This is a genomic window from Pseudomonas sp. NyZ201 (assembly GCF_049860765.1).
In the GTDB taxonomy this organism is placed as follows: Bacteria; Pseudomonadota; Gammaproteobacteria; order Pseudomonadales; family Pseudomonadaceae; genus Aquipseudomonas; species Aquipseudomonas bharatica.
On record NZ_CP187557.1, the window covers coordinates 406,161 to 419,922 of the forward strand.

At 64.6% G+C, this 13,762-nt stretch carries 12 protein-coding genes; 5 read left to right on the forward strand and 7 right to left on the reverse strand.

The annotated features are described in order from the left end of the window. The first annotated feature begins 44 nt into the window (after positions 1-44). The 3 genes from ACPFMA_RS01805 (at position 45) to ACPFMA_RS01815 (ending at position 3,502) form a co-directional block, all read left to right on the forward strand. A complete protein-coding gene (locus ACPFMA_RS01805; protein ID WP_009396902.1) occupies positions 45-965 on the forward strand; it encodes a LysR substrate-binding domain-containing protein in 921 nt (306 codons plus the stop codon). A gap of 78 nt (positions 966-1,043) precedes the next feature. After that, positions 1,044-2,321 (forward strand): MFS transporter, encoded by a 1,278-nt coding sequence (locus ACPFMA_RS01810; RefSeq protein ID WP_279899097.1) that lies wholly within the window; start codon positions 1,044-1,046, stop codon positions 2,319-2,321. Between the two features lie 98 nt (positions 2,322-2,419). Next, positions 2,420-3,502 (forward strand): M14 family metallopeptidase, encoded by a 1,083-nt coding sequence (locus ACPFMA_RS01815; protein ID WP_425929577.1) that lies wholly within the window; start codon positions 2,420-2,422, stop codon positions 3,500-3,502. On the opposite strand, the gene ACPFMA_RS01820 is transcribed toward ACPFMA_RS01815, so the two are convergent. From ACPFMA_RS01820 to ACPFMA_RS01835, 4 genes are all read right to left on the reverse strand, one after another. Continuing rightward, the gene (locus tag ACPFMA_RS01820; RefSeq protein ID WP_425929578.1) at positions 3,495-5,054 is read right to left on the reverse strand and encodes a diguanylate cyclase; all 1,560 of its coding nucleotides are present in this window, start codon (positions 5,052-5,054) and stop codon (positions 3,495-3,497) included. The two genes, ACPFMA_RS01815 and ACPFMA_RS01820, sit on opposite strands and share 8 nt — an antisense overlap. Before the next feature lie 160 nt (positions 5,055-5,214). Then, on the reverse strand, positions 5,215-6,390 hold the full coding sequence (gene choV, locus ACPFMA_RS01825) for a choline ABC transporter ATP-binding protein (RefSeq protein ID WP_009396907.1): 1,176 nt from the start codon (positions 6,388-6,390) through the stop codon (positions 5,215-5,217). Continuing rightward, positions 6,387-7,235: a choline ABC transporter permease subunit gene (gene choW / locus ACPFMA_RS01830; RefSeq protein ID WP_170395228.1), complete on the reverse strand. Its 849-nt coding sequence runs from the start codon at positions 7,233-7,235 to the stop codon at positions 6,387-6,389. The genes choV and choW overlap by 4 nt, the downstream gene beginning before the upstream one ends. A gap of 66 nt (positions 7,236-7,301) precedes the next feature. Further along, positions 7,302-8,249, reverse strand: a complete 948-nt coding sequence (locus tag ACPFMA_RS01835; RefSeq protein ID WP_009396909.1) for a choline ABC transporter substrate-binding protein — start codon at positions 8,247-8,249, stop codon at positions 7,302-7,304. Positions 8,250-8,695: 446 nt separating this feature from the next. Between ACPFMA_RS01835 and ACPFMA_RS01840 the strand changes: the two genes are divergently transcribed. Together ACPFMA_RS01840 and ACPFMA_RS01845 are read left to right on the forward strand one after the other, a co-directional pair. Continuing rightward, the gene (locus ACPFMA_RS01840; protein ID WP_064301218.1) at positions 8,696-10,072 is read left to right on the forward strand and encodes an L-serine ammonia-lyase; all 1,377 of its coding nucleotides are present in this window, start codon (positions 8,696-8,698) and stop codon (positions 10,070-10,072) included. A gap of 398 nt (positions 10,073-10,470) precedes the next feature. Continuing rightward, entirely contained in the window at positions 10,471-11,574 is a 1,104-nt protein-coding gene (locus ACPFMA_RS01845) for a GlxA family transcriptional regulator (RefSeq protein ID WP_009396911.1), read from the forward strand. 109 nt (positions 11,575-11,683) lie between these two features. On the opposite strand, the gene ACPFMA_RS01850 is transcribed toward ACPFMA_RS01845, so the two are convergent. The 3 genes from ACPFMA_RS01850 to ACPFMA_RS01860 form a co-directional block, all read right to left on the reverse strand. Then, entirely contained in the window at positions 11,684-11,944 is a 261-nt protein-coding gene (locus ACPFMA_RS01850) for a hypothetical protein (protein ID WP_009396912.1), read from the reverse strand. Between the two features lie 359 nt (positions 11,945-12,303). Next, positions 12,304-12,774, reverse strand: coding sequence for a thioesterase family protein (locus tag ACPFMA_RS01855; protein WP_425929579.1), 471 nt, complete (start codon positions 12,772-12,774; stop codon positions 12,304-12,306). A gap of 13 nt (positions 12,775-12,787) precedes the next feature. Continuing rightward, positions 12,788-13,753, reverse strand: a complete 966-nt coding sequence (locus tag ACPFMA_RS01860) for an L-carnitine dehydrogenase (protein ID WP_064301220.1) — start codon at positions 13,751-13,753, stop codon at positions 12,788-12,790. Positions 13,754-13,762 lie beyond the last annotated feature (9 nt).

The window sequence follows — 13,762 nt, forward strand, 5'->3', positions numbered from 1 at the left end:
GAACGCTGTTGTATGGCGCCTTTTTCCGTTGTTGGTGAATGCCCATGAAGTTGCATCAACTGCGTGCCATCGTCGCCATTTGCGAAAGTGGCAGCATCCAGGAGGCCTCGCGCCTGCTGCATATTTCCCAGCCGGCCCTGTCCAAGAGCATCAAGGAACTGGAGTCGGAGCTCGGCGTACCGCTGCTGGTGCGCTCCAACCGCGGTATTACCGCCACGTCCTATGGCGAGCACCTGGTGCGCCGCGCGCGCCTGGTGGTGGAGGAAGTGCGCCGTGCCCGGGACGAGATCGAGACCCTCAAGGGCACCATGGACGGCCAGGTGACCATCGGCGTGTCGCCGGTGACGCCCAGCCAGCAATTCGCTGCCTGCATCCTCAGCTACCGCAAGCGCTACCCGAAGGTGCAGTTGCAGATCCATGAGCTGCGTCCGGCCAAGCTCCTCGAAGGGCTGCGCGAGGGCCTGCTGGACCTGGCCCTGACGTCGCACCCGCCGTCGCGCAGTGTCGAGGGCTTCGAGTGGCACGAGCTGTATGCCCAGCCCACCACCCTGGCTGTACGCAAGGGGCATCCGTTATCGAAGGCCAGGTCGCTGGCCGAGCTGCTGGATCTGGAATGGCTGCTACCCGATACCCTGGAAAGCTCGCTGGCCGGGCGCATGTTCGAGGAGTGCGGGGTGACCCCGCCGCAGCGCATCCTGGTGTGCGCCTCGGTGGTGCTTTACGCCGAGCTGGCGGCCACCACCGATGCCGTCAGTTCCTGGTCGCGGCGGGTGTTCGACCTGCCGGTGGTCTCGGGCAACCTCGACATGCTGTCGATCGCCGAACGGGTGCCGGGCACCGACATTTCCCTGGTGTGCCGCCCGCCGGAACTGATGACCCGGGAAACCCAGATGATGGTCGATGACATCCTCTACGCCTTCAAGCACCCGAGCACCCTGCGCTCGCCCCTCGATAACCAACCCTGATAAGCATGCCGATAGATGATTATCCGTCGCCCGGCGCCTGCGGCATCCTGCCCGCCTGACCCATGGAGGAACCCGTGCATGCTGTTCTCCCGACGTAACCTGGTGCTGGTCCTGCTGATGAGCGTGATGGTCATCAGCGTGCTGGACAAAAGCATCTTCGCCTTCGCCGGCGCGCAGATCATCGACGAACTGAAGCTGACCCCGGCCGAGTTCGGCTTCATCGGCAGCGCGTTCTTCTTTCTCTATTCGGTTTCCGGCGTAGCCGTGGGCTTCCTGGCCAACCGCTTTCCCAGCCGCTGGATCCTCGTGGGCATGTCACTGGTGTGGATGGTGTCGCAGCTGCTGGTCAGCGTCAGCAGCAGCTTCATGGCCCTGGTGATCAGCCGCCTGATGCTCGGTGCCGGCACCGGACCGGGTACGGCGGTGACCCAGCATGCCTGTTTCAAATGGTTCGGCCCGACCGAGCGGGTAATGCCGGCATCGCTGATCCAGGTGTCGATCATGCTTGGCGCGATCTTCGCGGCGGTCAGCCTGCCGTTCCTGATCGCCCAGGTCGGCTGGCGCCTGGCCTATGCCGGCCTGGCGGTGCTGGGGTTCGCCTGGATGCTGCTGTGGCTGGCGTTCGGGCGCGAAGGCAGCCATGCCGATGCCGCACGGCAACCGGCAAGCGGGCCGCTTCCCGGTTATCGGCGGCTGCTGCTGAACCGCACCTTCCTTGGCATCACCCTGCTCGGCTTCGTCGGCTACCTGCCCAATGCGCTGATCTACAGCTGGGTGCCGCTGTACCTGCAAAAGGGCTTGGGCATGGCGCCGATGCAGTCGGGCTACACGGTGATGTCGGTGACCCTCGCCGTGATCCTCTGCAACCTGCTGGTGTCGGCCCTGTCCCAGCGCGCGCTGGCCCGGGGCGCCTCGGTGCAGCGGGCGATGGTGGCCTTGCCGCTGGCGTGTTGCCTCGGCGCCGGGCTGGCCTTCGTTGCCCTGACCCAGGCCCACGGCCATCTGCCCGCGACCCTGGCGCTGTATGCCACCGGGGCGGTGCTGATCAACGTGCTGCCGACCTTTGCCAACACCATCGTCGCCTTTATCGCCCCTGATGCCCGGCGCGGCTCGATGCTGTCGATCCATATCGGCGGCCTGACCAGCGCCGGCATGCTCGCGCCCTGGCTGGTGGGGCAGATGGTGGCGGGGCAGGGCGACGATATTGCCCGTGGCTTCGAGCTGTCCCTGGTGCTGATCGGCGTGGCGATTCTCGCGTCCACGGCGCTGGCGTTCTGGCTGGTGCGGCCGCAACGCACCCGCGAGCAGTTGCAGGCGAACGAGCTCCGGATCGAGGCCGCGTTGCAGCCGAACTGATCCCCAGCCTTTCCCGATTCCATTTCCCCGCTTGCGGGCCGGCCTTCACGGGCGGCCTGCGGGCCAGACTCATCCCGCGAAAAGCCCCAGGAGCCGCGATGACCTCCGCTGACTGTTTCTCCCAGACCTACGCCCAGGCACGCCAAACCTTCCTCCAGGCCTGTGCCGCCCTCGACCTGCCCGTGGAGTCCTATACCCATCCGCTGCCCGGCAGTGCCGGCGAGGAACTGGCGGTCGATGTGGCCCGCAGTGGCCCGGCCGATGCAGAACATGTACTGCTGATAACCAGCGGCTGCCACGGGGTCGAAGGCTTTTGCGGCTCCGCCGTGCAGATCGATCTGCTGCGAGACCGCGACTTCCTGCGCCTGGCCGGCGAGGCGCGTTGCGCCGTGGTCTTCGTGCATGCGGCCAATCCCTGGGGCTTTTCCTGGTTGCGCCGCTGGACCCACGAGAACGTCGACCTGAACCGCAACTTCCGCGATTTCAGCCTGCCCTGCGCGCCCAACCCGGACTACGCGGCGCTGCACCCGGTGATGATCCCCCGGCAGTGGCCGCCGTCGCTGGGCAACCGCCTGCGCCTGCTGTCGAAGCTGGCCAGGCGGGGGCGCAAGCATTTGCAGAAGGCCATTTCCGGCGGGCAATCCAGTCACCCGGATGGGCTGTTCTACACCGGCACCGCGCCTACCTGGAGCAACCGCACCCTGCGCGAAATCCTGCGCCGCCATGGTCGTGCCTGCGCGCACCTGGTGTGGCTGGATATCCACACCGGGCTGGGGCCCAAGGGTTATGGCGAGCGGATCTACTCCGGCCCGGGCGACTCGCCGATGCTGGCACGGGCGCGGCGCTGGTGGGGCGATGCGGTGCGCTCGTCGCAGGACGGCCAGTCGGTTTCGGTGCCGCTGACCGGGCTGATGGTCTATAGCGCCCTGGAGGAATGCGCGCCCGCCGAGTTCACCGGGCTGACCCTGGAGTACGGCACCCTGCCCGGCGAGCAGGTACTCGACGCCCTGCGCGCCGAGCAATGGCTGCACAACAATCCCCAGGCCGGCGCGGCGCAGCGGCGCGAGATCAAGCAGCAACTGCGGGATGCCTTCTATGTCGATGAGCCGCAATGGAAGGAGGATGTATTGCGCCAGGGCCGCGAAGTGGCACGGCAGGCCCTGGCGGGGCTGGCTAGCTGACCACCCGGTTGCGCCCGCTCTCCTTGGCCCGGTAGAGATTGTCGTCGGCCTGCTTGAGCACTTCGGCGGCGCTGTCGGCTTTCGGGCTGCGACAGGCAACGCCGATGGACAGGGTGATAAAGCCGACGCCAGGGACTTCGCTGGCTTCGACCTGGGCGCGGATGCGCTCGGCGATGGTACCGGCCTCGGCGAGGCTGGTTTCCGGCAGCAACAGCACGAACTCCTCGCCGCCCGCGCGGCAGGCCAGGTCGCCGGAGCGGGAATGCCCGGCGATGATTGCGGCCACCTGCTTCAAGGCGATGTCGCCGGCGTCGTGACCATAGGTATCGTTGACTCGCTTGAAGAAATCGATATCCAGGGCCAGGGCCGCATAGGGCTGCCCGGACTGGTCCAGCAAGTCCAGTGCCCCATCCATGGCCCGGCGATTGGCCAGGCCGGTCATCGGGTCGCTCTGGGCCTCCTCGCTGAGCCGGCCGATCTTGCGGTGCAGTAGCTGCACGCTGGTGATCAGCGCCTGGCGAATGGCCGCCGGCTCCTTGTACCAGGCCTTGATCCGCCCCAGTTCGTCGATGGTCTGCGGCTGCGACAGATGGGTAGCGTTGTCTGCCAACTGTTGCAGTGGCCGGGTGATCCAGCGCGCGCCGATCCACAACAGCAGCAGGCCGATGATGCTGGCCGGCAGCAGGTCGAGGAACATCGACTGCATCAGCTTGCCAAGGGTGGACAGTGCGATGGCCCGGGGCTGCTGGGCCACTACCGCCCAATCGGCGTTGGCGACCGGTGCGTAGCCCGCCAGCATCGGCACGCCCAGGTAGTTGTCCACGGCCATGCTGCCGCTCTCGCCGCGTAGCGCGGCATCCACCGTGGCGCTGCTCTTGAGCACTTCGCCGATGCGTTCGGTGGTGGGGTGATGGAGCAGCCGGCGGTGCTTGTCGGCGACGAAGGCGAAGGTGCCGTCGTGGTGGAAGTGCTGCGAAACCACCGTGCTCAGGGCGTTGTCCTTGCGGATGTACACGGCGCCGCCGACCACGCCGAGGAAGCTGCCGTCGGCGGCGAATACCGGATGCGAGATGAACACCATGAGATTGCCGGTAGCGGAGACGTAGGCGTGGCTGATCAGCGGCCGGTGCTGCTCCACTGCGCGGCGGATCTCCTCGGAGTCGAGGTTGCTGCCGGTGGCCAGTACGTTCTCGGGATGGGTATGCAGGACCTTGCCGCCGGCATCGGTGATGACCACGGTATTGAAGTCTTCGTCCTGGGCTTGCAGGCGGCGGGCTTCGGCGTGAAGCAGGCGTGGGTTGTCGAAGTCTTCGGCCAGTTGCAGGGCGCTGTAGCCAAGGTGCGCATGGGCCGACTCGAGGAAGGCGCCGATGCTGGAGGCAACCTTTGCCGCATAGGCATGGTTGGCTTCCAGGGTGGCATGGATCAGCGCGTCACGTTGCACGCCGTAGGCCACTACCAGGCTGTTGGCGAGGGTGGCGAGGGCCGAGAAGATGGCGAAGGCCAGCATCAGGAAGCGCAGGTCGAGACGCCGGGTGGTGGGTTTGTTCATCGCGTGCGGGTTGTCCTGGGTGGGGGCACGCGATTGAGGATAGGCAAGATTGGGGAAATGTACGCGGTCCCTGTGGGAGCGGGTTTACCCGCGATTACGGTAGTGGATTCACCATTGCAATCGCGGGTGAACCCGCTCCCACAGGGTCCGTAGCGTTCTTTTAGCCGTGGTTCTTGCCCAGCAGCGCGTGATACAGCTCGCTGTCGCCGAGGATACCGACCACCTTGTTGTCATCCTGCAGCACCAGCTTGTTGCCGGTCTGGTAGCGAATCTGCAGGGCATCGCGCATGCCGATGTTGGCGTGCACCAGGGTCGGTTTGCGCCCCAGCGCTTCCACCGATTGCCCCGGCGCCCAGTTCTGCAGGTCGAGGCCGTTGGCGCCCTGGCGCGCGCCCTTGATCACGCCGTCGGCGAGGTCGAGCCAGGAATCGACGCCCGGGTCGATGCATACCGAGCCGTTGACCCGCTTGCACTGGTCGAGGCTGCGCATCAGGCTGCGGCCGCAGAGCACGTTGAGCGGGTTGGTGTGGGCGACGAAGGTGCGCACGTAGTCGTCGGCCGGGTTGAGCACGATCTCTTCCGGCTTGCTGTACTGGATGATCTTGCCGTCTTTCATGATGGCGATGCGGCTGCCCAGTTTCAGCGCTTCGTCGAGGTCGTGGCTGACGAAGACGATGGTCTTGCTCAGTTTGGTCTGCAATTCCAGCAACTCGTCCTGCAGGCCCTGGCGGATCAGCGGGTCGAGGGCCGAGAAGGGTTCGTCCATCAGCAGGATGTCGGCGTCCATGGCCAGCGCACGGGCCAGGCCGACGCGCTGCTGCATGCCGCCGGACAGCTCGTCGGGCTTCTTGTTGCGCCACTGCGCCAGGCCCACCAGCTCCAGCTTCTCGTCTACCAGCTTGCGCCGCTCCTTCTCCGGGCGGCCCTGCATTTCCAGGCCGAAGCTGATGTTCTCGCGCACCGTCAGCCAGGGCATCAAGGCGAACTTCTGGAACACCATGGCGATGCGCTTGGTGCGCATCATCTTCAGTTCTGCCGGGGTGCAGTGGGCGATATCGATATGCGAGCCTTCATGCTCGACGAACAGCTTGCCGCGGCTGACGGTGTTGAGGCCGTTGATGCAGCGCAGCAGGCTCGACTTGCCCGAGCCGGACAGGCCCATCAGCACGCAGATCTCGCCCTTGTTGATATCCAGGTTGGCCTTTTCCACGCCGACCACCAGCCCGGTTTTCTTGAGGATCTGCTCCCGCGAAAGGCCCTGGTCAAGCAGGCTGAGAGCCTCGCGCGGTCGATTGGAGAAAATGACGTCTACGTCTTCGAAGCGAATGATGCTCATGCCTCACCCCTTACCTGTACATCGGGTTGTTTGCAGATACGGTCGAGCATGATTGCCAGCAGGACGATCGCCAGCCCGGCTTCGAAGCCCAGGGCGATATCGGCGGTGTTCAGTGCGTTGACCACGGGTTTGCCCAGGCCGTCGGCACCCACCAGCGCGGCGATCACCACCATCGACAACGACAGCATGATGCACTGGGTGACACCGGCCGCGATGCTTGGCATCGCATGGGGCAGTTCGATACGGGACAGCAGTTGCCGGCGCGAGCAGCCGAAGGCCTTGCCGGCGTCGAGCAGTTCCTGGGGCACGTCGCAGATGCCCAGGTAGGTGAGGCGGATCGGCGCGGCGATGGCGAACACCACCGTGGAGATCAGCCCGGGGACCACGCCCAGCCCGAACAGGGTCAGGGTCGGGATCAGGTAAACGAAGGTGGGGACCGTCTGCATCAGGTCGAGGACCGGGCGCATGGCGGTGTAGAACATCGGCTTGTGCGCGGCGAGGATGCCCAGCGGTACGCCGATGGCCACGCAGACCAGGGTGGCGAACAGCACCTGGGCCAGGGTTTCCATGGTTTCCTGCCAGTACCCCAGGTTGAGGATCAGCAGGAAGGACGCGACGCAGAAGGCAGTCAGTGCCCACTTGCGCTGGATCAGGTGCGCGCCCACCGCGATCAGCCCGATCAGGACGAAGGGATTGAACCAGGTCAGGGCCCCGGTCACGCCGTGGATCATCCATTCCAGCGCCGCGGCAAAGGCATCGAAGTAATTGGCCCCGTGTTGGGTCAGCCATTCAACGAAGGCCGCGATGTGCTGGCCCAAGGGTATTTTTTGATCGATCAGCATGATAGCGAGCGTCCACCTGCAAGGATTCGAAAACTCCCCGCGCCGGTCATGGCCGTCGCGGGGACGTGCTTACTGCGTGAGTTTGGCCTTGGCGGCTTCCAGGCCGGGTTTGCCGTCCACGGTGGTAACACCGGCCAGCCAGGTGTCGAGCACCTGAGGATTTTTCTTCAGCCAGGCTTTCGCCGCGGCGTCGGCTTTCATCTTGTCGTCGAGCACGTTGCCCATCAGCGTGCTTTCCATGTCCAGGGTGAAGGACAGGTTCTTCAGCAACTGGCCGACGTTGGCGCATTCCTGCACGTAGCCCTTGCGGGTGTTGGTGAGGACGGTGGCCTTGCCGAAATCGGGGCCGAAGTAGTCGTCGCCACCGGTGAGGTACTTCATTTTGAAACGGGTATTCATCGGGTGCGGTTCCCAGCCGAGGAACACGATGTTGCCTTCACGTTTTTCCGCCCGGCTGACCTGGGCCAGCATGCCGGCCTCGCTCGACTCCACCACCTTGAAGCCGGCGTCCTTCAGGCCGAAGGCGTTCTTGTCGATCATGCTCTGGATGGTGCGGTTGCCGTCGTTGCCGGGCTCGATGCCGTAGATCTTGCCGTCCAGTTCCTTCTTGAATTTGGCGATATCGGCGAAGTCGTGCAGGCCCTTGTCATAGAGCGACTGCGGCACCGCGAGGGTGTACTTGGCGTTTTCCAGGTTGGCGCGGACGGTTTCCACGGTGCCGGCATCGCGGTACTGCTTGATGTCGTTTTCCATGGTCGGCATCCAGTTGCCGAGGAACACGTCCATGTTCTTGCCGTCGGCCAGCGACTTGTAGGTCACCGGGACGGAGATCATGGTGGTGCGGGTTTTGTAGCCGAGGGATTCGAGGACTGCGCTGGTCACCGCGGTGGTGACGGTGATGTCGGTCCAGCCGACATCGGAAAAGTTGACCGTGTGACATTGTTCAGGCTCCACGGCCTGGGCCAGCGCCGGAATGCTCAGTAACGCGGCCAGTAACAGCGAGGGTGAACCTTTCATTTACGGACTCCTGAGTGTTTTTGTCGGATGTCCCATGGACCGCCATGCTTTATTGGTGCATCGGTCGGGCCGGCTGCCGGACGACAGCGGGACGAGTGCCGTGCAATCGAGTCGATAACGATCATCTACCAGCGAAAAACAAACGCCTACAGGGTGGGTCGTAACCAGTACAGGCAGGGTCGCTTCCAGTGCCGGTGAGGTCGTTTATGGATTATTCGGCCCGGCGAAACCCCCGTTCAGCCCGTGAGCGACGCGAAAAACGGCGCTTTTCGGCAGCCGCCGGGGGGCGGCGTTGCTGGACAAGAGTGGGTCGGTTGCAGACGACAGGGGCGCCGCCAAAAGCCGGATGATGCGCGAAATCGGCGGATTGCCGCCCCGTCAGCGTAGCAGCTGTGGCGCCCGTGTCCTGGCGGGCGCACACCTGCCCAACCAGGAGGTTCGTGGCCATGGCCATCAGTGTGTTCGACCTGTTCAAGATCGGCGTCGGCCCGTCCAGTTCCCATACCGTCGGGCCCATGCGCGCCGCCGCCCTGTTCGTCCAGGGCCTGCGTGAACGGGGCGAGCTGGAGCGGGTGCGGCGCATCGAAGTACGGCTTTATGGCTCGCTGTCCGCCACCGGCGTCGGCCACGGCAGCGACAACGCGGTAATCATGGGTCTGATGGGCGAATGGCCCGATTCGATCGACCCCTCGACCATCGGCCAGCGCATCGCCGAACTGCGCGAAACAGACACCTTGCAGCTCGATAGCCGGTACCCGGTCGAATTCGTCTGGAGCCGCGACATGCGCCTGCTGGACGAGAACCTGCCCTACCATCCCAATGCCATGACGCTGGTTGCCGAGCACGCCGAAGGCGAACTGCACAGCGACACCTACTACTCGGTCGGCGGCGGCTTCGTGGTCGATGCGGCGCAGGCGGCGAGCGGTGTGCTGGACAGCGACAACACTGTGCTGCCCTACGATTTCAACAGCGCGGCGGAACTGCTCGAGCGCTGCAAGCAAAACGACATGCGCGTGTCGCAATTAATGATGGAAAACGAAAAGGTCTGGCGCAGCGAAGCGGAAATCCGCGCCGGCCTGATGAAGCTCTGGCGCGCCATGCAAGACTGCGTCGAGAACGGCCTGAAATATGAGGGCACGCTGCCCGGCGGGCTCAATGTCAAGCGCCGCGCCGCCAAGCTGCACCGCAGCCTGCTGGAGCTGGGCAAGCCCAATGTGATCGGCTCGACCCTGAGCGCCATGGAGTGGGTCAACCTTTATGCCCTGGCGGTCAACGAAGAGAACGCCGCCGGCGGGCGCATGGTCACCGCTCCCACCAATGGCGCGGCCGGGATCATTCCGGCGGTGCTGCACTACTACATGCGCTTCAGCGACAAGGTCAGTGAAGCCTGCGTGGTCGACTTCTTCCTCGGGGCGGCGGCGGTGGGCATCCTGTGCAAGAAGAATGCGTCCATCTCCGGTGCCGAAGTGGGCTGCCAGGGCGAGGTCGGTTCGGCCTGCGCCATGGCCGCGGCAGGGCTGGCCGAGGTGCTTGGGGCGACGCCGGAGCAGTTGGAAAACGCTGCGGAAATCGGCCTGGAGCACAACCTCGGGCTGACCTGCGACCCGGTCGGCGGGCTGGTCCAGGTGCCGTGCATCGAGCGCAACGCGATCGCTGCGGTCAAGGCGATCAATGCGGCGCAGATGGCCCTGCGTGGCGACGGCGATCACTTCATCTCGCTGGACCGGGTGATCCGCACCATGCGCGACACTGGCGCCGACATGCACGACAAGTACAAGGAAACCTCCCGCGGCGGCCTGGCGGTCAGCGCCATCGAGTGCTGATTCCGCTGCGCACTTTTCGCACATCCCTTCGAGCCCACGCCGCTTTTTGGCGCGTGGGCTCAGACGCTTCTCATACCGTCTGTCACCATTTCCCACACTACTTGCGGTGACACTACCGGGTGTCGTTTCTGGGCATCCCGTATCAGGGTGCTACCGAACTGCTCACGAAACATTCCGACATGCTTTGGCCCGCGCCTTTCCGCGCAGATTTCATATTGATACAAACCGCTTTTTAGACAGGTCGCGAGGTCGCTTTCAGGATTTATTGAATAGCCATTCAATTTCAGGCACGGCATTTGCGAGAGCAAAGCCATGCCCTGCAATCGAGTCGACAGGGTGCATAACAACAATGAGCCCACGCCTGGGGCGCAACCTGCTTTGTGTGAGGAGAGATCGCGATGACGTCTTACAATGCCGGGACCCAATCCCAGACCCGCGCACCCCAATCCATCGGCTTCCTGCTGCTGGACAACTTCACCCTTATCTCCCTCGCCTCCGCCGTGGAGCCGCTGCGCATGGCCAACCAGCTGTCCGGCCGCGAGCTGTACCGCTGGCACACCCTGAGCGTGGACGGCGGCCAGGTCTGGGCCAGCGATGGCCTGCAGATCACCCCGGACGCAGCCATGCACAAGGCACCACCGATGGATACCGTGATCGTCTGCGGCGGCATCGGCATCCAGCGCACCGTGACCCGTGAACATGTGACCTGGCTGCAGGGCCAGGCCCGTCAGTCGCGGCGTCTTGGCGCGGTGTGCACCGGCAGCTGGGCACTGGCCTGTGCCGGGCTGCTCGATGGTTTCGATTGCAGCGTCCACTGGGAATGCCTGGCGGCGATGCAGGAAGCTTTCCCGCGGGTGAGCATGAGCACCCGCCTGTTCACCCTCGACCGCAACCGCTTCACCAGTTCTGGCGGCACCGCGCCGCTGGACATGATGCTGCACCTGATCAGCCGCGACCACGGTCGCGAGCTGTCGGCGGCGATCTCGGAAATGTTCGTCTACGAGCGCATCCGCAACGAGCAGGACCACCAGCGCGTGCCGCTCAAGCACATGCTCGGTACCAACCAGCCGAAGCTGCAGGAAATCGTCGCGCTGATGGAAGCCAACCTGGAAGAGCCGATCGACCTGGACGAACTGGCGGTCTACGTGTCGGTTTCGCGCCGGCAGCTCGAACGGCTGTTCCAGAAGTACCTGCACTGCTCGCCGTCGCGCTACTACCTGAAGCTGCGCCTGATCCGTGCCCGGCAACTGCTCAAGCAGACGCCGATGTCGATCATCGAAGTGGCCTCGGTGTGTGGCTTCGTTTCGACCCCGCACTTCTCCAAGTGCTACCGCGAGTACTTCGGCATTCCGCCGCGGGATGAGCGTGTCGGCTCGAATACCGCGCAGCAGGTGGCGATGATGCCGATTCCGCAGGCGCTGGTGCTGTCGCCGATGGCAGGGCCGATGGCGGCATTGAGCCAGGCGCGCAACGAATCGACCTTTGCCAGTGTGAGGTTGTGATCGGGGGTTTGTGCTGGATGTGAGGGCCTCATCGCCGGCAACGCCGGCTCCCACAAGGTCAGGCGGTGTACGCGAACCCTGTGGGAGCCGGCGTTGCCGGCGATGAAGGTCACTGATGAGTGGCCTTGAACTCCGCCAGCGCCGGCAACAACTGCTTTTCGATCGCCTGGCGCACCGCCGGCAGGATGGTCGCGCTGCCGGTGTACATCTGTTCCACCATGCCCTTCAACGCCTTGGCCTGCGGTGCGCTCAAGCCGCGTACCGCATGCTCGCAGGCCTGCTCCGCACTGACCCCGGACGGCGTCTCGAAGCCCAGGGCGCGCAGGTGGCCTACCAGGTCTTCCTGATCAATCAAATCCGCATGCATCATGGCTGTTGTCCTTGTGGCATTTAGAAGTCGTGGTCCGATTCTGGAAGCGCCCGGCAGAGCGGGCAAGGACAGATTGTCGCGATGGCCGCTTTACCTATGAACAGGTCGTTTTCGGCAAAATCGGCGGCAGCGGGAGTGTGCACACTGGAGTCATGCACAGGTCGAGGGCGGTTTGGTCACCACCCTTCTGGCACGGTAGGTTGCTCGCTCTTTGCCCCGGCTGCGTCACGGCTTGCCGGGGCAGTTTTTTGTCCATCGAAAAAGCGACGCGGTCAATTGTGGGAGCGGGTTCACCCGCGATTACGGTGTTGAATTCACTACCGCAATCGCGGGTGAACCCGCTCCCACATTGACCGCGATCAAGCTGGTAAACGTATGACCCGCCCGACAAACGCCGGCACCGGCAAATCCTCCTGCTCCGCCACGATCCCCTGCAACCGCGCCAGCACCGCCGCCTCGAACGGCGCCGACTTCGGCCCCGCCAGGTCCACATGCAGCAGCATCTGCTCGCTTGCCGCCAGCGCCTCGGCAAACCCTTCCCGGTGCAGGCTGTGATACAGGTGCACGCGCTTGCGGTCATGGCCGATCACCTGGGTCTGCACCGTCACCTCCGTGCCCAGCTTGACCTCGTGCAGGTAATTCAGATGACACTCCAGGGTAAACAGCGAATGCCCGGTGGCCTCGCGGTTGTCGCCGTCCAGTCCGATGCATTCCATGAACGCATCGGTGGCATAGCTGAAGATCAGCAGGTAGAAGGCATCGCGCAGATGCCCGTTGTAATCGACCCAGTCCGGCAGCACGGGGGTCCGGTAGGTGGTCAGCGCAGGCATCGCGGTTCTCCGTTCAGTCGCTGAAGTTCAGGCCGTGGCGGGCCTTGGTGGTTTTTACCGCATCCAGCACCGCCAGCAGGCAGTCATCACGATAGCGCTCCAGCGAGGCAATGCTGCGTTCGCCACGTTGCTCGCTGGTGCCGTCGACCACCGCGTCGATCAGTTCCTCGGTCAGCTCCGGTGCCGGCAGGTAGGTCCAGGGCAATTGCAGGGCCGGGCCGAACTGGGCCATGAAGTGGCGCATGCCGGCATCGCCACCGGCCAGGGTGTAGGTCAGGAAAGTGCCCATGAACGACCAGCGCAGGCCGGCGCCGAAGCGGATCGCATCGTCGATCTCGCCGGTGGTCGCCACGCCGTCGTTGACCAGGTGCAGCGCCTCGCGCCACAGCGCTTCGAGCAGGCGGTCGGCAATGAAACCGGGAACTTCCTTGCGCACATGCAGTGGCTGCATGCCCAGCGACGCATAGACCTGCCTGGCTGCTTCGATAGCCTGGGGTGAGGTGTTGCGGCCACCGACGATCTCCACCAGCGGCAGCAGGTACACCGGGTTGAACGGGTGGCCGACAATGCAGCGCTCGGGGTGTGTCGATGACTCGTAGAACTCGCTCGGCAGCAGGCCCGAGGTGCTCGACGCGATCAGTGCATTCGGCTTGGCCGCTGCGCTGATCCTGCCATGCAGGTCGAGCTTGAGGTCCAGCCTTTCCGGCGCGCTTTCCTGGATGAAATCGGCATCGCGCACGCATTCCTCGATGGTTGCGACGAAGCGCAGGCGCGACTGCGAGGCGCCGGGCTTGAGGCCCTGCTTCTCCAGGGCCGGCCAGGCATTAGCGATGCGCTTGCGCAGGGCTTGCTCGGCGCCGGGTGCCGGGTCCCAGGCCACTACGTCGAGGCCGTTGGCCAGGGCGCGGGCGACCCAGCCGCTGCCGATCACACCGCTGCCCAGGGCGGCGAAGGTCTTGATATCGGTAATGAAACTCATGGAGGACTC